We start from the raw sequence: 18220 nt of genomic DNA, 5'->3' as shown, positions 1-18220 counted from the left end.
CTCTAGGCCTTCTCGGCGAAATTCATCAGCCGGCGTCGCGCGATTGATCCCGCCTCTGGTTGCGGGAAACGTTCATCTCCTGCCGTTCCTGCGCAAGGCTGCTGACGGCGGCGCGCAGTTGCGGGTGGCGGGACATGAACAGGTTGAAATCGCGACGCTCCAGAACGAGGAACTGACAGAAATCGACGGCGACCACATCGGCAGTGCGGCGCGCGCCGGTCAACACCGCCATCTCGCCGAAGAAGGAGCCGGCGGCGAGCGGGATTTCCTCGTCCTCAAGCTGCACTTCAACCGCGCCCGAGGCAACGAAGAACATGCTGTCGCCCCGGTCGCCGGTGCGTATGACCCGATCGCCCGGCAATGCCGATCGTGGCCGGAAGAGCAGCAGCAGCTCCTCCTGCGCGCCCTGATCGAGCTCGGCGAACATCGGAAAAGTCTCGATCAGCTGCTCGATTTCGAGATGATGCTGCCGGTCTCGCTCTTCGCGCTGCTCGCTGATGACGGCCAGTTCACGATACAAACTATCCTGTTTCGCCATGCCATAATTGGACGCGAAGGCCGGCCATCGGGAAAAGACCCATGCCTCCAGCCTCCCGGCGCCGGCGAAAACCAGCTGGTTGAGCGTGATCGACAGGATGGCACCGGCAAGGATCAGATCCTGCCCCTCGCGTGACAGAAGACCTAGGGAGACGCCAAGACTTGCCAGAATGAAGGAAAACTCGCCGATCTGGGCAAGTCCGGCAGCAACAGCAAAGCCCATGCCGAGGGGATAGCGCAGCAACACCACCACACAGAATGCAATCAATGCCTTTCCGAGAATGATCAGGGCGAGCACGCCGATGATCATCAGCGGTTCGCGCACCAACACCGAGGGATCGAAAAGCATGCCGACGGAAACAAAGAACAGCACCGAAAAGGCATTCTGCAACGGCAGGGAATCGGCCGCGGCCCGGTGACTGAGGTGGGACTCGCTCATGATCAGACCGGCGAAGAACGCGCCGAGCGCGAAGGAAACGCCGAATATCTGCGCCGCCCCGAAGGCGATCCCCAGCGCGATAGCGAGAACGGACAGGGTGAAAAGCTCGCGCGAGCCGGTGCGGGCGACAGACGTCAGCAGCCAGGGAACGACCTTGGGGCCGATGAAGATCGCAACGGCGGCAAACGCTGCCACCTTGAGGAGCGTGATGCCGATGGTCAGCCAGATCGACCCGGTGGCGGCGTGCTCGCCGGAATCGGCATGACCGCCGAGAGCGCCGGCGAAAGCCGGCAGCAGCACGAGCGCCAGCACCATCGCCAGATCCTCAACGATCAGCCAGCCGACCGTAACGCGGCCATTGGTCGAACTGACCAGATTGCGCTCCTCCAGAGCCTTCAGGAGCACGACGGTGCTGGCGACGGCGAGGCTCAATCCGAGGACCAGGCCGGCACCGATCCCCCAACCCCAGAGCGATGCGAGACCGATGCCCAGCAATGTGGCGATGGCGATCTGGCCGATCGCCCCGGGAATGGCGACGCCGCGCACCGCGAGCAGATCGGCCGCCGAAAAATGCAGGCCGACACCGAACATCAGCAGAATGACGCCGATTTCGGCCAATTGCGAAGCAAGCGCCATGTCGGCGACAAAGCCCGGCGTCGCCGAGCCGATCATGACACCGGCGACGAGGTATCCGACCAGTGGTGGCAGATGCAGCCGGTCGGCGAGATAGCCGAATATGGCGGCAAAGCCAAAACCGGCGGCAATCAATGCTATCAATGCGACGTCGTGCGGCACCGCGGCCCTTCCCGTTTTCCGGCGTTACCGCCTTGTCCCTGCTGTTTCGCGCTACGCTAGCATCGCATTTGCGGGGACGTCTACGGGATGATGCGAAACAAAAGACAAACCGCCGCCTTGCCGAAACAAGACGGCGGCGAAAGCAGCTCCTACTGATCCAGAACGATCTGCAGCTTGACGTCGCTCGGGCGAGCTTCCACGGCGCGATCGAAGGCTTCGATCGACTGCTCGAATGCGAAGGTCTCCGAGATCAGCGGCTTCAGGTCGACACGGCCGGAGGCGATCAGCGCGATCGAGCGCTCATACTGATGCGCGTAACGGAAGACGGTCTCGATGCGGATTTCCTTCGTCGAGGCCGTCGAGACATCGAAACCGACCGGAGCGACCGGCAGGCCGACGGCAACGATGACGCCGCCCGGGCGCGGCAGTTCCATCACGGTTTCCCAGGCCTTCGGCGAACCGGAGCATTCGAACACGACATCGGCGCCCCAATCGTCGGTCAGGCGCTTGACCTCCTCGATCAGGTTCTTCTCGCGGATGTTGACGGGGATCACACCCTGATACTGCGCGGCGATATCAAGCTTCGGCTGGGCGAGATCGGCAACAATGGCGCGGGCGCAGCCGCCGGCAAGGGCGGCGATCGCCACCATGGTGCCGATCGGCCCGGCGCCGAGCACGACGGCGGTATCGCCCGGCGTGATCTTCGCCTTGGTCGCCGCCTGCATGCCAACCGCGAAAGGCTCGACCATCGCGCCCTCGGCAAAGCTGACATTGTCCGGCAGCTTGAAGGTATAATTGGCCGGATGCACGACGAAGGGCGTCAGCACGCCATGGATCGGCGGCGTCGCCCAGAAGCTGACGGCAGGATCGACATTGTACATGCCGAGGCGGCTCGCCTTGGAATTGGCATCGGGAATGCCGGGCTCCATGCAGACACGGTCGCCGACCTTCAGATGCGAAACACCAGGGCCAATCTCGACCACCGTGCCGGCCGCCTCATGCCCGAGCACCATCGGCGCATTGACGATAAACGGACCGATGCGGCCATGCGTGTAATAATGCACATCCGATCCGCAGACACCGACCGTATGGATCTTGATCTTCACCTCGCCCGGCCCGACCTCCTGTGGCAGGTCGATGTCACGTAGCGCCAGCTCATGCTGGCGCTCCAATACCAGGGCACGCACCTTGCTCATCACGTCTTTCCTCTTTCAGAAGTAAACTCCCGCCCCGCGCGGCGGCAGGGACATCCACGTTCGTTATATAGCCGCGATTGGCATCACAAAATGACCTTTCGGCAAATTGGCTCGATGCAATGGAAAATCAATCAAACCGCCCATGAATATATTAATATTAGAATACACTTTTAAAATACCGTTCAACGACCAATCATATTAGTAATATTGACTAACGCTCCATTTCTTGCCCTTTTACCAGGTACGGAACAGGAGGACGCTCAAATGGTATATGACTGGACCGGCCAGCGCGCCCGCCGGACGAAGGCGCTGCGCGCGGCGAGTATCGCGATACTTCTTCTCTTTTTGATCACAGTTCCCGCTTTACTGCTGCATTACAACTTCATCCATTATCCCTATTGAGTCGCCGGAGGACGATTGCTTTTCGGCTGGTCGTTCTTGATCAAGCGGCCTTTTTCGCGCTCGATTTCGGCTTGCGCGAGACATTATCCCCAGCTTTCGGATCGAGCGGCAGGCAATCGAGAACCGCGAGCAGTGCGATGACACCGAGCATGAGGAAAGCCAGGCGAAATTCGATGGCGGTGATCCCGCTCAAGCCAAGCGGCGCGCTGATGACCTGGCCAATGCGGATGCCGATCGCACCGACCGCAATCCCCATTCCCATCGTCAGTTGAAACGCTGTGCTGAACAGCGTGTTCGCGCCAGTCATCTGCGGCGGCGGGATGTCGGCGAAGGCGATGGTGTTCAGCGCCGTAAAATGCATCGACCGGCACATGCCGCCGATGAACAGCACGGGAATGATGAACCAGATCGGCGTATCCGGAGAAAACAACGCGCAGGCCGCGATAAAGATCGCATTGAGGATGCCGTTGACGATCAGCACCGGCTTGAAGCCGAAGCGCCGCAGGATCGGTGTCGTACCTGGCTTCATCGCCAGATTGCCGGCAAAGACCGCAAGCGTCAGCATGCCGGCATGAAAGGCGCTCAGCCCGAAGCCGACCTGGAACATCAGCGGCAGCAGGAAGGGTACGGCACCGATGGCGGTGCGGAACAGCGAACCGCCCCAGATGGTCACGGCGAAGGTCCGCAGCTTCATTCCCGAGAGATCGATCAGCGGATGCTCGCTTCTGCGGAAATGGAATAGGGCTCCGGCTAGCAGTACGGAGCCGGCGATGACATAGGCCCAGGCCTCCAGCCAGACCGGATCGGGTCGACCGATAAGCTCCAGCCCGTACATCAGACTTGCGAGGCCAAAACCGCTGATGACAAAGCCGATCCAATCGAAGGGCGGCCTGACTGCGCTTTTGGTTTCCGGGATCAGCATAAGGGCGAAGATGAACGCCACTATGCCGAGCGGTAGGTTGAGATAGAAGATCCAGCGCCAGCTGGCATGGTCGGTGATGAAGCCGCCGAGCGGCGGCCCCAGTATAGGCGCCACCAGCGCCGGCCAGGTGATCGTCGCAATCGCCGAGATCAATTGATCCTTCGGCGTGTTGTTGAGGACCACCAGACGGCCGACCGGCACCATCATCGCGCCGCCGATACCTTGCAGGATCCGCATGGCGACGAAGGAACCGACACCGTTGGCAAGGCCGCAAAGAACGGAGGCGAGCGTGAAGATGACGACGGCCGTGGTAAACACCAGGCGCGCGCCGAACCGGTCGCTGATCCAACCGCTGATCGGGATGAAGATGCCGAGCGTCAAGAGATAGGCGCTCATGCCGATGTTGAGGTCGACCGGCCGGGCACCGAAGGACACGGCCATCTGCGGCAGGGCGGTGGCGATGACGGTACCATCCAGGTTTTCCATGAAGAAGGCGCCGGCCACGAGCAGCGCGATCAACAGCGGCCGGGAGCCGGACGGCTGCACTGCATCCTCCCGCTTGCGCGTGGACATATCATTCATTCTAAAACTGCTCCGAATCCGCATCGCATGCGGAGCCATCTAAACGGTTTCGACCCATTTCCGATAGGCTGAAATCGTCCCACCATTCAATGAAGCGATCACGTTTCGCTTGATCGCCGGATCAGAATTTGATCACGACGCCGCGCCTTCCCGCACTCCTTTATCGAACAATCCAGCCGACATGGCGCCAGTAGGCATGCGCAGGCAAGACATGGTAGACTTTTCGTCACGACATGGCGCAACGAGAACGGCCAAACCCAAGCCGGCCAACTATGGAACCACCACAAGCGAGCCTGGATACACCAGCGTGACGCCAGCTAGAACCACTACAAGCTGACGATTTCACTCACCTCGCCTTTCAATCAGACATGAGAGTCCCACTAATGAAACATGGCATTGATGCAACGATTGCTCCGGCGAGCCCGATTTCGAAATTGATCGTCACGCAGTCGCCCTTCGATGCCTATGTCCGCAAATACGGCACGATCCCGCGCCGCGGCGTCTTCGGTTATTTCGTCCATGAACTCGGCCGCCGCATCGTCGGCGGCGGTTACCCGGTCGGGGCGACGCTTCCAAACGAGCCCGACCTGGTGGAACAGTTCGGCATTAGCCGCACCGTCATCCGCGAGGCGATGAAATGCCTGGCCGGCAAGGGACTGGTGGAAATCAAGACCCGCGTCGGCACCCGCGTTAAGGAGCGCGCCAACTGGCATCATCTCGATACCGACGTCATGGTCTGGTATTACGAGACCGGACCGTCGGTGGAGATCATGCGCTCGATCAAGGATCTCCGGCGAGTGCTGGAGCCGGAAGCGACGGCACGGGCCGCCACCCGCGGCACCGATGAGGATATCGCCGCCATCACCTCCGCCTATGAGGACATGGTTTCCACCATCGGCGACATCAATATCAATGCCGATGCCGATCTGCGCTTCCACACGGCGATCTTCGCTGCCACGCACAACATGGTCTATGCACAGCTCATCGACCTGATCGCGGTCGCGATCTACGCCAATCGCACGCTTTCGAGCCATGACGAAGTGGCCGAGGGCCAAAAACACGCCTTGCCTTACCACAAGGCCATTCTCGACGCGATCGTCGCCCGCGATCCCGACGCAGCACTCAAGGCCTCGCACCACCTGCTCGATTCCTGGCGCTTCAACAATTACGATTTCTGAAGCGCTACCGCCGCAAGAGCCGGAGCGCTCATTCTTATCTCGTTAATGCGTCATCGCTTCCTGCGCGTCCGTCTTCGGCACCTGCCGGCGGCCGGCATCGTGCGCCACTGGAATGAGCCAGGTGGTCGCAAAGGCCAGGACGGCAAGCGCGACGACACCCCAGAAGCTCCAGTGCAGCGCCGCGTCGAAGACGCCGCGGATCGCCGGATCGGCGGCGAGATCGGAAAGGCCGGTCGGTTGGTTCAGCACCTCATGCAGTCTGGCCGCCAGATCGCCGCTGCCAAAGTGGACGATGCCGATATTGAGTACGGCCCCCAGAGCGGTCGCGCCGAGCGTATTGCCGAGGCTGCGCGAAAAGATGATCGACGCCGTGGCGCTGCCGCGCATCGACCATTCGACGCTGTCCTGCACCAAGACGATGCTGGTCAGGCTGATGAGGCCCATACCGAAGCCCATCAGGAACGAGCCGACGCCGGCCAGGACCGGGCTGCTCTCCGGCGTCAGAAACAGAAGAAAAGTTGCGCCGAAAGGGAACATGAAGCTGCCGGCACGGAGCGTCCTGCGGATGCCAAACGTGCGGAAGAAGCGGCTCGACAGCATCACAGCGAGTGGCCATCCGACAATCAGCATGGTCAACGTGAAGCCCGCCACCAGCGAAGAGCGGCCAAGCACTCCCTGCACATAGATCGGCAGGATGGTCGTCAGCCCGATCAGCGCCATGCCAGCCAGAAGCGTGACCGCATTGCTGGTGGCGATCAGCCGCCGGCCCCAGAGTTCGATCGAGATGATCGGCTCCGCCGCTCGCCGCTCCTGCCAGATGAACAATGCGCCGGTAACGACGAAGACGGCTGCAAGCGGACCGAGGACGCCGAGGCCGGAGCCGGTTTCTGTGAGGATCACCAGCAGCGAGATGATCGCGATCGAAAACAGGATGGTGCCGAGATAGTCGATCTTCGCTTCGCGCGGCGTGATCTGCTCATGCAGGAAGAACGTGAAGCCGATAATGGTCAGCACGCCGATCGGCAGGTTGATCCAGAAGATCCAGGCCCAGGAGAGATTGTCGACGATGACACCGCCGGCAAGCGGGCCGATGACGGCTGACACCGCCCAGACGCTGGCAAGCGCGCCCTGCACCTTGGCACGCTCCTCCAGCTTGTAGAGATCGCCGACCACGGTCATCGTCACCGGCTGGATGGCGCCGGCACCGAGACCCTGAAGCAGCCGGAAGGCGATCAGCGAGGCCATCGACCAGGCAAAACCCGCCAGCGCCGACCCCACAAGAAAGATCAGGATGCCGCCGATCAGCATCGGTTTGCGGCCGAAAATATCCGATAGCTTGCCGTAGATCACCGTTGTCGTGGACTGCGCCAGAAGAAACGCGGAGAAGACCCAGCTATAGTAGGTAAATCCGCCAAGCTGGCCGACGATATGCGGCATGGCGGTGGCGACAATCGTTGCTTCGATCGCAACCATGAAGGTCGCCAGCATGATCGAGACAATGACCAACGGACGTCTCGAACGATCGGCCGTGCTGGACATGACATTCCTTTCTGACGGTTCCACCCGACCGCAAACGCGTACAGGCCGTCAACACGGCCATGGGCGAACGATAAATAGTGAGATCAACGTCGGAGGGTTAAGTAACTACAGGGGCGTTGGCCTGCTGGTTCGTTATGATAAGCATTGCATACTTGCACCGGCGGATGTCAACCGTTTAACAAGGTCGTGCATGATCCGACCGCATCACGTTTTTGGAAAACATGTCGCGCTGGTGGAGAACCGGGATCACCACACGCCGTCATGCAGCGCCGTTGCCTCTTCGCACAGCATCGGCCCCACCACATCGACCTTGCGCTGGCCCGCCTCGAAAACGACCCGACAAGGCAGGTCAAGCGTGGGGTTTTCCGGATGGTTACCGGTGATCTCCTTGAGCTGGCTTTCACTGAGACCATAAACAACGCGGCCGACACCAGCCCAGTAGGCGGCACCGGCGCACATGGCGCAGGGCTCGGCGGAGGTATACATCGCGCATTGTACGAGAAACCCCGGCGAATATTGCTGCGAGGCCCTGGTCATCAGCACGCGCTCGGCGTGGCCGGTCATGTCCTGCGTTGGATTGTAGGCATTTTCCTGCTCCATCAGCACGGTACCATCAGGTCCGACCAGAATGGCGCCGAAAGGATGATTGCCGTTCAACCGTGCCCGCGCCGCCACCTCGAAGGAACGGCGCAAAAAGACTTCGTCGTTAAGAGGTGCGGTCATGGTCCCTGCCCTGCAATGAAACGCCATCTCGGCAACTTGCGCGAAGCTCATGCGGCTGACAAGCCGCTATTTCGGGGCAATGACGGGAAATGCGCGGCCGGGCAGAATGATTGCCCGGCCGCGGATTGATCTCAGGCGATGCTTTGCTCGAGATTATCCAGGATCGCGTTCCAGCCCTTCGTATGGCCCTGCCTCGCCTCCTCGTTACGGAATTTCACCTGTTTCAGGGTGATTTCCGTCGTATCGGGACCGAGTTCGGCAAGATCGATAGTCACCACGCTGTCATCGAGCGAGTATGGCGATTCCCAAGTAAAGGAGAGGCGTACATAGGGATCGATCTCGAGGTAGGTGCCCGCATGCGGGATCTCCCGCTCGGCGGCCATCATGACGATCGAAAATCGCCCGCCCTTGACCGGATCGGTCTTGACTCTGGATGCCGTGCCTCCATCCATCGGCGTTCGCATGAATTTCGCCAGCATTTCCGGCGAAAGCCAAGCATTGAACACTTTCTCGCGCGGAGCCGCAATTTTGCGGTTCACTGTCAATTCAAGCTCAGTCATCTCTTTCATCCTTTGAAACGAGTAGGTTGTCGAGCGCTGCAAGGCGCAGCTCCCAAATCGACTTCAGTTGCGCGAACCAGCCCTCCGTCAGCTGCAGCGGTTCGAGCTCCGCGGCAATGAAATGCTCGCGGCCCAAAGTCCTGCGGGTGACGAGACCTGCCTCCTCCAGCACCTTGATATGCTTGGAGACGGAGTTCAGGGACATCTCGAAATGAGCGGCGAGCGCCGTCACTCTCAACGCTCCCTCCTGAACAAGCAGCGTCAAGATTTGTCGCCGGGTGGTATCGCCGGCAGCCTTCAGAATTCGTGACAGAGCATCTTCGTCCATTTATTCACCCCTGTGGTTGAATATACAAAATCGCGCCGGATAGTCAACCATATGGATGAATATTTCGTATCATCACCAGAGCCGAGATTGGTGGCGGCGCCTTTGGTCGAGAATTTCTTCTGGAAAATCAATCGAAAGTTGCAAACCTAAGATCCATCGATCATACAAGCGACTTAAATCACCTTTGCAATTTACCATGATTGCTTTGTTCACTTTCTAAACTTACTGTCAGGCTAAAATACTGGTCAAATACGCTAAGCGGAACATCGAATTGCTCACCTCCTCGCAGCGGCAGCTTCTGCGCGTCATCAGTGAATCCGGCCCCCTCAGCCGGACGGTGCTCGCCACGTCGATGGGCCTCAGCAAGGCGGCGATGAGCGGCATCGCCCGCGATCTGATCAGCCTTGGCGTTCTGCATGAGACCGAGACGGTCTATGGCCAGGGCCGCCCATCGATCCTGCTCGACCTGCATCCGGAAGGCGCCTTTTTCGTTGGTATCTCGCTGCTCGAGGATCCGGCCCCAATGGTTCTAAGCGACCTCAACGGCAAGATCATTGCGCGCGAGACTATGCCGCTGTCGCGTGATCCGGAGATCATCGCCGGCTTGATCGCGGATGCCTTGCCGAAGCTGCTGGCCAGGCAGCCGGATGCGGCCAACAAATTATCCGGCCTCGGCGTTGCGCTCTCCGGTTTCGTCGACGAGAAGCAGGCCAATTGCGTGCAATCCACCCTGCTCGGCTGGCAGGACGTGCCGCTTGCCCGGATCATCCGGCAGAAGACCGGCATCGAGACCTTCATCGAGAACGATGCCAAGGCGGTGGCCGTCAGCGAAAAACTGTTCGGCAGCGCTCGCGACATCCTGAATTTCAGCGTCGTCTCTTTTGGCGACGGTATCGGTTGCGCCCATTTCATCGGCGGCAAGCTCTATCGCGGCAATCACGGCGGCGCCGGCGAAATCGCCCATTGCACCATCGAGCTTGATGGCGCGTCCTGCCGCTGCGGCAAACGCGGCTGCCTCGACACGGTCGCCTCGATGAAGGCGATCAAGGAGATGTCGAAGGCCGAGGGCCTTGCCTGCACGTCACTGACCGCGCTGGAAGAAGAGGCATCAGTTGGCAATGCCGCTGCTATCCGCATTCTGCACCGGGCCGGCGGCGCGCTTGGCCTGGCGATCGCACACCTGATCCAGTTCAACGATCCCGGCATGGTCCTGATTACCCATGTCGAAGGCAATTTCGACGGTCTGTTCAGCACCGTCATGCGGCAGGCGATCGAAGCCAATGTGTTGCCGCGCTATGCCGGCCAGACGCCGATCCGCACTCAACGCGTCGACGGCGACATCTGGGCGCGGGGCGCCGCCAGCATCGCCGCCCATAATTTCCTGATTGGTCCCAACCCGAATTAGAGGTTTCCCATGCGTATCGCCGTCGGTGGCATTCATACCGAATGCAGCACGTACAATCCGGTCCTGGCCGAAGAAAAGGATTTCCGCATCATACGCGGCGAGGCGCTGACAGCAGCCTCTTACTTCGCCTTCTTGAAGGACTACGACGCCGAATTTCTGCCGACCATCCACGCCCGAGCCATCGCCGGCGGCCCGGTCGCCCGCCATACCTACGAGGCCTTCAAGGCGGAGTTCCTTGAGCGGCTGAAGCCGCTACTGCCGCTCGACGGGCTTTACCTTGCCATGCATGGAGCCGTGTATGTCGAAGGCATGGAGGATGCCGAGGGAGACTGGATCGCGGCGGCCCGCGCCGTCGTCGGCGACGATTGCCTGCTGTCTGCCAGCTACGACCTGCACGGCAACGTCACCCAGCGCATCATTGATGCGCTCGACATGTACTCCACCTATCGCACCGCGCCGCATATCGATGTCGAGGAAACCATGCGCCGTGCGGTCAAGATGCTGACCGAGAGCCTGAAAACCGGTGTGAAGCCGATCCTGCTCTGGGCGCCGATCCCGGTCGTCCTGCCCGGCGAGCGTACCAGCACGGTCGATGAACCGGCCAAGAGCCTCTACGACCTGCTGCCCGGCATTGATGCCATCGACGGCGTCTGGGATGCGTCGCTGATGGTCGGTTATGTCTGGGCCGACGAACCGCGCGCCACCGCCGCCGCCATCATGACCGGCACGGATCGAGCCGTGCTGGAACGCGAAGCGAAGCGACTGGCGCAGGCCTATTGGGACGTGCGCAAGGATTTCGTCTTTGGTTGTGAGACCGGCTCGATCGAGGAATGCGTCGCCAAGGCGATCGCCAGCCCGACTGCTCCGGTGGTGCTGGCCGAATCCGGTGACAATCCGACCGGGGGCGGTGTCGGCGACCGCGCCGAGGTGCTAGCGGAACTGATCGCCAAGGGCGCCACCGGCGTCGTTTTCGCCGGGATCGCCGACAAGGCCGCAACGGAGGCCTGCTATGCCGCTGGCGTCGGCGCCAAGCTTGACCTGACCGTCGGCGCCTCACTGGACACCAAGGGCAGCAAACCGGTGACGGCCACATTCACCATCAAGTTCCTGCTGCAAACCGACGACCCCGCTGACCGGCAAGCCGTCGTCTCCATCGGTGGTATCGATCTGGTCGTGTCGGCAAAACGTCGCCCCTATCACAACATCGCCGATTTCACCCGGCTTGGCCTCGATCCGCATCAGGCCAAAATCATCGTCGTGAAATCCGGCTATCTCTCGCCGGACCTTGCCCCGATCGCCAATCCGAACCTGATGGCGCTCTCGCCCGGTGTGGTCGACCAATTCGTCGAGCGCCTGCCACGTCTGCGCAAGCAGAAGCCGACCTATCCCTTCGACAAGGATTTTGCCTTCACACCCGAGGTGTCACTCTCGGCTCGCTCGTTCGGCCGCTAGCAGTCCACGCGGCGGGCCGCTGCGCAAACATTATGCATTGAGCAGACTTGCACAAAAAAGAGCTTGACGCTGCGACCGAGTTGAATTTGTATTGAACCAATCGAAAATTGGTTCGGACCATTTAACCTCATGGCAGCCAGCGGCCTTCCTGAAAATTCCACTCATGCCCTGGAGAAGCTCCGGGGGCTTTTGGGCTCGGACAGTCTGCTGCCGGATGGAAAACTGCCGACCGAGCGGGCGCTTTCGGACATGTTCGGCGTCAGCCGCCGCGCCATCCGCCGCGCGCTCGAAGTGTTGGAGACCGAGGGCCGCATCTGGCGTCGTCAGGGATCCGGCACCTATGCCGGCCAGCGCCCGGATGACTGGAGCCAGCACGTCGGATCGATGATTGCCGGCACCAATCTCATGGAGATCATGGAAGTGCGCCTGCGCGTCGAGCCGCAACTCGCCCAGCTCGCCGCCATGCGTGCCAAGCCCGACGATATCGAGCGCATGTACGAGCTGACGAAGAAGATCGCCGCCAGCGACGACGCCGATAGCCGCGAGCTTTGGGATGGCGCGCTGCATCGCCTGATCGCCCAGAGCGCCGGCAACCAATTCTTCCTGACGATCTTCGACGTCATCAACCATGTCCGCCAGGACGAGGCATGGCAAACCATTCGCGAATTGGCCCGCAGTACTAACAACACGCGGCCGATCTCCTCCGCCCAACATGTGGCGATCATCGACGCGATCGCGGCGCGCGATCCGATGAAAGCAGCCGAGGCCATGCGCCAGCATCTGCTAATGCTGCAGGAAAGCCTAATCCGCGTCACCTCGCTAGATGCCCAACCGCAACGGAAGGAAATGGCCGAGGTGCTTGACTGACCATGGGCGTAGCTTGCGCTGAGACTGCCCGACCGGAGGGGAAACCGGCCAAAACTGCATTGAAAACAAAAATATAAACAGGAGAACAGGATGAAGATCGCCAAATTTCTGACATCGCTGGCCGCCGGTGTGCTGATCGCGCTGCCGGCCTTTGCCGTCGAACTCAAGATCGGCCTTCAGGACGATGCCGATGTGCTGGACCCGGCACAGTCGCGCACCTTCGTCGGCCGCATCGTCTATACCGCGCTGTGTGACAAGCTGGTCGACGTGACGCCGGATCTCAAATTCGTGCCGCAGCTTGCGACGTCCTGGAAATGGTCCACGGACGGTAAGCAGCTGACGATGGAGCTGCGCCAGAGTGTGAAGTTCCAGGACGAAACGCCGTTCAACGCGCAGGCCGTGGTCGACAATATCCAGCGCTACCAGACCATGCCGGAATCGCGCCGCAAGAGCGAACTTTCCTCCGTCGCCAAGGTCGAGGCATCCAGCGAATACGAAGTGACATTCACGCTGAAGGCACCCGACGTCACGCTGCTCGCCCAGCTCTCCGACCGTTCCGGCATGATGGTTTCGCCGACGGCGGCGAAGGCGGCGGGCGCCAAGTTCGGCGATCACCCCGTCTGCTCCGGTCCGTTCAAGTTCGTCGAGCGCGTGCAGCAGGACCGCATCGTGCTGGAGAAATTCCAAGATTACTGGAACAAGGACAATATCTTCATCGACAAGGTGACCTACCTGCCGATCCCCGATACCACGGTTCGCCTCGCAAACCTGCGCTCGGGCGATCTCGATATGATCGAGCGGCTCGCCGCCTCCGATGCCGGCACCGTCAAGAGCGACAGCAATCTCGTCTATGCCGATGCTATCGGCACCGGCTGGCTGGGGGTCTACGCCAATGTCGGCAATGGTCCGCGCGCCGATAATCCGCTCGGCAAGGACAAGCGCCTGCGCCAGGCTTTCTCGCTGGCGATCGACCGCGATGCCACCATGCAGATCGTCTATGACGGCACCGGCCTTGCCGGCAACCAGCCCTTCTCGCCAAACAGCCCCTGGTACGACAAGGACATTCCGGTTCCGACCCGCGACGTCGACAAGGCGAAGGCGCTGATCAAGGAAGCGGGCTACGATCGCGTGCCGGTCGAGCTTGCGGTCGCCAACAATCCGGTCTCGATGCAGATGATGCAGATCATCCAGTCCATGGTGGCCGAGGCCGGCTTCGACGTGTCGCTGAAGTCGACTGAATTCGCCACGCTGCTCGACGCGCAGACGGCCGGCAACTATCAGCTCAGCCGTTCCGATTGGTCCGGTCGTGCCGATCCGGACGGTAATATCCAGCAGTTCGTGACGACCGGCGCCGGCCTCAACGATTCCAAATACAGCAATCCGGAGGTCGACAAGCTCTTGCTGGAAGCCCGCCAGTCGCAGGACGATGCGGTGCGCAAGCAGAAATATGATGCGGCCGAAGCGATCCTCAACGAGGACCTGCCGATCATCTATCTCGGCCATCAGGCCTGGATCTGGGCCTACAATAAGAAGGTCACAGGCTTCCTAGCCTCGCCTGACGGCATGATCCGCTTGGTCGGCGTGAAGAAGAGCAGCTAGTTCGACAGCGGCCTGCGGGAGAGACGCCCCGCAGGCCCTTCCCGAGATCAGGATCCGGCTCATGTACACCTACATCGGAAAAAGGCTGCTGGTCGCCATACCGACACTGCTGATCATTTCCGTCTTCGTCTTTTCCCTGCAAAAGCTGCTGCCGGGCGACCCGATCCTTGCCATGGCCGGCGAGGAGCGCGACCCGCAGGTTATCGAATTCCTGCGCGAGAAATACCGGCTGAACGATCCCGTCATCTATCAATACGGCTATTGGCTACAAGGTGTGCTGAAGGGCGATCTCGGCACGTCTTTACGCACCAATCAGCCGGTGTTGACGCTGGTGGCCGAAAAGCTGCCGGTCACCATACAGCTCGCCGTGATGTCGATGATCTTCGCTTTTGTTATCGGCATTCCCATGGGCATATTGGCGGCGGTGAAGAAGAACACCATTGTCGACTACCTCGCCAACATCGTTGCCCTTTGTGGCTTGTCCGTGCCGAATTTCTGGCTCGGCATCATGCTGATCCTGCTGGTTTCGGTGAAGCTGCACTGGCTTCCGGCCTCCGGCTACCAGCCTTTCTTCGAGGATCCCTGGCGCTCGATCCAGACCATGCTGATGCCCTCCTTCGTGCTCGGCAATGCGCTCGCCGCTACATTGATGCGTCACACCCGCTCTTCCATGCTGAGCGTGCTTAGCGCCGATTATATCCGCACCGCCCGCGCCAAGGGCCTGTCGGAAGCCGTCGTCGTGTTGCAGCACACCTTCCGCAATGCCATCCTGCCCATCGTCACCGTCAGCGCGCTACTTTTCGGCGAGCTTTTGGCCGGTGCGGTGCTCACCGAGCAGATCTTCACCATTCCCGGCTTCGGCAAGCTCATCGTTGATGCGGTCTTCAACCGCGACTATGCCGTCGTCCAGGGCGTCGTGCTCTGCACCGCCTTCGGCTTCATCGCCATGAACCTGATCGCCGATATCCTCTATGTCCTCCTCAACCCGCGTCTGAGGGCCGCCCTATGAACGCGATCGTGCAGACGGCTGTTACCACCGCCCCGGCCAAGCGCGCGCCGAACCGCGCCTGGCGCAAATTCAAGGCCAACAAGGGCGCGCTGGTCGGCATATCCATCATCCTGTTCTTTACCCTGGCTGCCATCCTCGCACCGATCCTGCCTATACCGGATCCGGTTGCCACAAGCTGGTCGGCGATCCGCAAGGCACCCTCGGCGGCCCATTGGTTCGGCACCGACGATATCGGCCGCGACGTTCTCTCACGCATGATCTGGGGCGCGCGGGCGTCCCTGATGGCCGGCATCTTTTCCGTCGCCATCGCGGTGGCAATCGGCGTCCCCCTCGGCCTCATCTCCGGCTACTACGGCGGCTGGATCGACCAGATCATCTCGCGCATCACCGAGGCCTTCCTGGCGATGCCCTTCCTCATCACCGCGATCGCTCTTGCCGCGTTTCTCGGGCCAAGCCTCACCAATGCGATGATCGCCATCGGATTTTCGGCAACGCCGGTCTTCGTGCGCCTGACGCGTGGACAAGTGCTTGCGGTGAAGACGGAGGAGTATATCGAAGGTGCCCGCTCGATCGGCTTGCGCCATCTCAGCATCATCATCCGCTATATCCTGCCGAACGTCTTCGCTCCGATCCTGGTGCAGGCAACGCTCACCATCGCGACCGCCATCATCGCCGAGGCCAGCCTCTCCTTCCTCGGTCTCGGCCAGCAACCACCCGCACCGAGCTGGGGCTCGATGCTCAATGTCGCGAAGAATTATCTGGAACAGGCGCCCTGGATGGCCATGTGGCCGGGCGCTGCGATCTTTCTCGTCGTCATCGGTTTCAATCTCCTCGGCGACGGCCTGCGCGATGCGCTCGATCCGCGCGAAGCATGAATCATCTGAAAGGACATCCGCAATGACCGCATTCACGACACGCCCGGAAATCCTCGGCACCTTCGGCGTCGTCACCTCCACACACTGGATCGCGTCGGCCGTCGGCATGAGCATCCTCGAAAAGGGCGGCAACGCCTTCGACGCCGCCGTCGCGACCGGTTTTGTGCTTCAGATCGTCGAGCCGCATCTTTGCGGCCCCGGCGGCGACATGCCGGCGATCATCTATTCGAAGAAGAAGGACAAGGTCGAGGTCATCTGCGCCCAAGCCCCCGCCCCCGCCGGCGCGACGATCGAGCACTATACGAAAGAGGGCCTTTCGCTGATCCCCGGCGACGGCCTGCTCGCCACCGTCATCCCCGGCGCCTTCGACGGCTGGATGCTGATGCTGCGCGATTACGGTAAGCTCACCGTCCGCGATGTTCTCGAGCCGGCGATCCATTATGCCGAGCACGGCCATCCCGTCCTGCCGCGTGTCGCTGCAACCATCGCCGGCCTTGCCGACTTCTATCGCAAGGAATGGCCAACCTCACACGAGACCTGGCTGCCCGGCGGCTCGGCTCCGGAACCCTGGTCGAACTTCAGGAACCCAGTGCTGGCCGAAACCTGGAAGCGGGTGGTCTCGGAAGCGGAGGCAAAAAGTGGCCGCGAGGCACAAATCGAAGCGGCGCGCGACGCCTATTATCGCGGCTTCGTCGCCGAGGCGATCGACACCTACGTCCGCAAGGCCGAAGTGATGGATGCCAGCGGCAGCAAGCACAAGGGCGTGCTGACCGCCGATGACATGGCCAACTGGTCGGCGACGATCGAGGAGCCGCTGACCTACGATTATCACGGCTGGACCGTTGCCAAGATCGGCCCCTGGGGCCAGGGACCGGCCTTCCTGCAGACACTGTCGCTGCTGAAAGGCTTCGATATCGCCGCCATGGACCCGGCTGGCGCGGATTACGTCCATACCGTCACCGAGGCCATGAAACTCGCCTTCGCCGACCGAGAAGTCTATTATGGCGATCCGAATTTCTCCGAAGTGCCGCTCGATGTCCTGCTATCGGATGCCTATGCCACTGAGCGCCGCAAGCTGATCTCTTCTGAAGCTTCCTTCGACCTGCGCCCGGGCAAGATCGCCGGCTTCGAAAGCCAGTACGATCTTACCATGTCCATGCTGGAGGCGCCGGAAGCCACAGCCGGCGCGGTCTATGAGCCGACCATGTCGCATCTGACCGAAAAGCGCGGTGACACCGTGCATATCGACGTCATCGACCGCGAAGGCAATATGGTATCGGTAACGCCATCCGGCGGCTGGCTGCAATCCTCGCCGATCATTCCCGGCCTCGGCTTCTGCCTGAATTCACGCGCGCAGATGTTCTGGCTGAAGCCCGGCCTGCCCTCGTCGCTCGCCCCTGGCAAGCGGCCGCGCACGACGCTGACGCCGTCGCTCGCGCTCCATGAAGGCCGCCCGACGCTCGCCTTCGGCACGCCCGGCGGCGACCAGCAGGAGCAGTGGCAGCTGGCCTTCTTCCTGCGCTATGTCCATCACGGCCTGAACCTGCAGGAGGCGATCGACAAGCCGCTGTTCCACAGCACGCATTTCCCAAGCTCCTTCTACCCCCGCACGCGCGAGCCGGGCGGCCTCACGGCCGAGGCGAATTTCAGCCCAGAGGTGCTCGATACTCTGCGCCGGAAGGGCCACAAGCTGACGGTTGCGCCCGAATGGACAGTCGGACGGCTGACCGCAGCGCGGCGGGATACCGACGGCCTCTTGCGCGCAGCCGCCACGCCGCGTCTGATGCAAGCCTACGCAATCGGGAGATAGCC

General features: G+C 61.2%; 16 protein-coding genes. 9 read left to right on the top strand and 7 right to left on the bottom strand.

Annotation, left to right across the window (positions count from 1 at the left end; translation table 11 throughout):
- Positions 1-25 precede the first annotated feature (25 nt).
- Together EX00_RS25500 and EX00_RS25495 are read right to left on the bottom strand one after the other, a co-directional pair.
- Positions 26-1771, bottom strand: a complete 1746-nt coding sequence (locus EX00_RS25500; protein WP_047464212.1) for a cation:proton antiporter domain-containing protein — start codon at positions 1769-1771, stop codon at positions 26-28.
- 149 nt (positions 1772-1920) lie between these two features.
- Entirely contained in the window at positions 1921-2967 is a 1047-nt protein-coding gene (locus tag EX00_RS25495) for an NAD(P)-dependent alcohol dehydrogenase (protein ID WP_047464210.1), read from the bottom strand.
- Between the two features lie 264 nt (positions 2968-3231).
- On the opposite strand from EX00_RS25495, the gene EX00_RS31580 reads away from it, so the two are divergent.
- Positions 3232-3369 (top strand): hypothetical protein, encoded by a 138-nt coding sequence (locus EX00_RS31580; protein WP_155294138.1) that lies wholly within the window; start codon positions 3232-3234, stop codon positions 3367-3369.
- Between the two features lie 40 nt (positions 3370-3409).
- Here EX00_RS31580 and EX00_RS25490 read toward each other — a convergent pair whose 3' ends face one another.
- Complete coding sequence (locus tag EX00_RS25490) at positions 3410-4873, bottom strand: MFS transporter (protein ID WP_047464208.1); 1464 nt, start codon at positions 4871-4873, stop codon at positions 3410-3412.
- Between the two features lie 383 nt (positions 4874-5256).
- On the opposite strand from EX00_RS25490, the gene EX00_RS25485 reads away from it, so the two are divergent.
- On the top strand, positions 5257-6051 hold the full coding sequence (locus EX00_RS25485; RefSeq protein WP_047464206.1) for a FadR/GntR family transcriptional regulator: 795 nt from the start codon (positions 5257-5259) through the stop codon (positions 6049-6051).
- 42 nt (positions 6052-6093) lie between these two features.
- Here EX00_RS25485 and EX00_RS25480 read toward each other — a convergent pair whose 3' ends face one another.
- The 4 genes from EX00_RS25480 to EX00_RS25465 form a co-directional block, all read right to left on the bottom strand.
- Positions 6094-7590 carry an MDR family MFS transporter gene (locus tag EX00_RS25480; RefSeq protein WP_047464205.1) on the bottom strand — a complete coding sequence of 499 codons (1497 nt, stop codon included), beginning with the start codon at positions 7588-7590 and terminating at the stop codon, positions 6094-6096.
- Between the two features lie 246 nt (positions 7591-7836).
- On the bottom strand, positions 7837-8313 hold the full coding sequence (locus tag EX00_RS25475) for a nucleoside deaminase (RefSeq protein WP_047464521.1): 477 nt from the start codon (positions 8311-8313) through the stop codon (positions 7837-7839).
- Positions 8314-8444: 131 nt separating this feature from the next.
- Positions 8445-8873, bottom strand: coding sequence for an SRPBCC family protein (locus tag EX00_RS25470; RefSeq protein WP_047464204.1), 429 nt, complete (start codon positions 8871-8873; stop codon positions 8445-8447).
- Positions 8866-9201, bottom strand: coding sequence for an ArsR/SmtB family transcription factor (locus EX00_RS25465; protein WP_047464203.1), 336 nt, complete (start codon positions 9199-9201; stop codon positions 8866-8868). Before EX00_RS25465 ends, EX00_RS25470 begins: the two co-directional genes overlap by 8 nt.
- 271 nt (positions 9202-9472) lie before the next feature.
- Between EX00_RS25465 and EX00_RS25460 the strand changes: the two genes are divergently transcribed.
- The 7 genes from EX00_RS25460 (at position 9473) to EX00_RS25430 (ending at position 18218) form a co-directional block, all read left to right on the top strand.
- Positions 9473-10606, top strand: coding sequence for an ROK family transcriptional regulator (locus EX00_RS25460; RefSeq protein ID WP_047464202.1), 1134 nt, complete (start codon positions 9473-9475; stop codon positions 10604-10606).
- 9 nt (positions 10607-10615) lie between these two features.
- Positions 10616-12058 carry a M81 family metallopeptidase gene (locus tag EX00_RS25455; RefSeq protein ID WP_047464200.1) on the top strand — a complete coding sequence of 481 codons (1443 nt, stop codon included), beginning with the start codon at positions 10616-10618 and terminating at the stop codon, positions 12056-12058.
- A gap of 129 nt (positions 12059-12187) precedes the next feature.
- Positions 12188-12925, top strand: a complete 738-nt coding sequence (locus EX00_RS25450; RefSeq protein ID WP_047464199.1) for a FadR/GntR family transcriptional regulator — start codon at positions 12188-12190, stop codon at positions 12923-12925.
- A gap of 90 nt (positions 12926-13015) precedes the next feature.
- On the top strand, positions 13016-14524 hold the full coding sequence (locus EX00_RS25445; RefSeq protein WP_047464198.1) for an ABC transporter substrate-binding protein: 1509 nt from the start codon (positions 13016-13018) through the stop codon (positions 14522-14524).
- Between the two features lie 61 nt (positions 14525-14585).
- On the top strand, positions 14586-15533 hold the full coding sequence (locus EX00_RS25440; RefSeq protein ID WP_047464196.1) for an ABC transporter permease: 948 nt from the start codon (positions 14586-14588) through the stop codon (positions 15531-15533).
- On the top strand, positions 15530-16408 hold the full coding sequence (locus tag EX00_RS25435; RefSeq protein ID WP_047464195.1) for an ABC transporter permease: 879 nt from the start codon (positions 15530-15532) through the stop codon (positions 16406-16408). Before EX00_RS25440 ends, EX00_RS25435 begins: the two co-directional genes overlap by 4 nt.
- 22 nt (positions 16409-16430) lie before the next feature.
- Entirely contained in the window at positions 16431-18218 is a 1788-nt protein-coding gene (locus tag EX00_RS25430) for a gamma-glutamyltransferase family protein (protein WP_047464192.1), read from the top strand.
- Positions 18219-18220: the final 2 nt, after the last annotated feature.

Origin of the sequence: Martinezella rhizogenes, assembly GCF_000799715.1 — a bacterium.
Classification (GTDB): Bacteria; Pseudomonadota; Alphaproteobacteria; order Rhizobiales; family Rhizobiaceae; genus Rhizobium; species Rhizobium rhizogenes_C.
Note: the sequence above shows the minus strand (reverse complement) of the source record. Positions and strands in the feature narration are given on the sequence as shown.

Excerpts from the sequence above, each read along its gene's own strand:
- EX00_RS25495 (WP_047464210.1), bottom strand. The coding sequence starts at position 2,967 with ATGAGCAAGGTGCGTGCCCTGGTATTGGAGCGCCAGCATGAGCTGGCG.
- EX00_RS31580 (WP_155294138.1), top strand. The coding sequence starts at position 3,232 with ATGGTATATGACTGGACCGGCCAGCGCGCCCGCCGGACGAAGGCGCTG.
- EX00_RS25490 (WP_047464208.1), bottom strand. The coding sequence starts at position 4,873 with ATGAATGATATGTCCACGCGCAAGCGGGAGGATGCAGTGCAGCCGTCC.
- EX00_RS25485 (WP_047464206.1), top strand. The coding sequence starts at position 5,257 with ATGAAACATGGCATTGATGCAACGATTGCTCCGGCGAGCCCGATTTCG.
- EX00_RS25480 (WP_047464205.1), bottom strand. The coding sequence starts at position 7,590 with ATGTCCAGCACGGCCGATCGTTCGAGACGTCCGTTGGTCATTGTCTCG.
- EX00_RS25475 (WP_047464521.1), bottom strand. The coding sequence starts at position 8,313 with ATGACCGCACCTCTTAACGACGAAGTCTTTTTGCGCCGTTCCTTCGAG.
- EX00_RS25470 (WP_047464204.1), bottom strand. The coding sequence starts at position 8,873 with ATGACTGAGCTTGAATTGACAGTGAACCGCAAAATTGCGGCTCCGCGC.
- EX00_RS25465 (WP_047464203.1), bottom strand. The coding sequence starts at position 9,201 with ATGGACGAAGATGCTCTGTCACGAATTCTGAAGGCTGCCGGCGATACC.
- EX00_RS25455 (WP_047464200.1), top strand. The coding sequence starts at position 10,616 with ATGCGTATCGCCGTCGGTGGCATTCATACCGAATGCAGCACGTACAAT.
- EX00_RS25450 (WP_047464199.1), top strand. The coding sequence starts at position 12,188 with ATGGCAGCCAGCGGCCTTCCTGAAAATTCCACTCATGCCCTGGAGAAG.
- EX00_RS25445 (WP_047464198.1), top strand. The coding sequence starts at position 13,016 with ATGAAGATCGCCAAATTTCTGACATCGCTGGCCGCCGGTGTGCTGATC.
- EX00_RS25440 (WP_047464196.1), top strand. The coding sequence starts at position 14,586 with ATGTACACCTACATCGGAAAAAGGCTGCTGGTCGCCATACCGACACTG.
- EX00_RS25435 (WP_047464195.1), top strand. The coding sequence starts at position 15,530 with ATGAACGCGATCGTGCAGACGGCTGTTACCACCGCCCCGGCCAAGCGC.
- EX00_RS25430 (WP_047464192.1), top strand. The coding sequence starts at position 16,431 with ATGACCGCATTCACGACACGCCCGGAAATCCTCGGCACCTTCGGCGTC.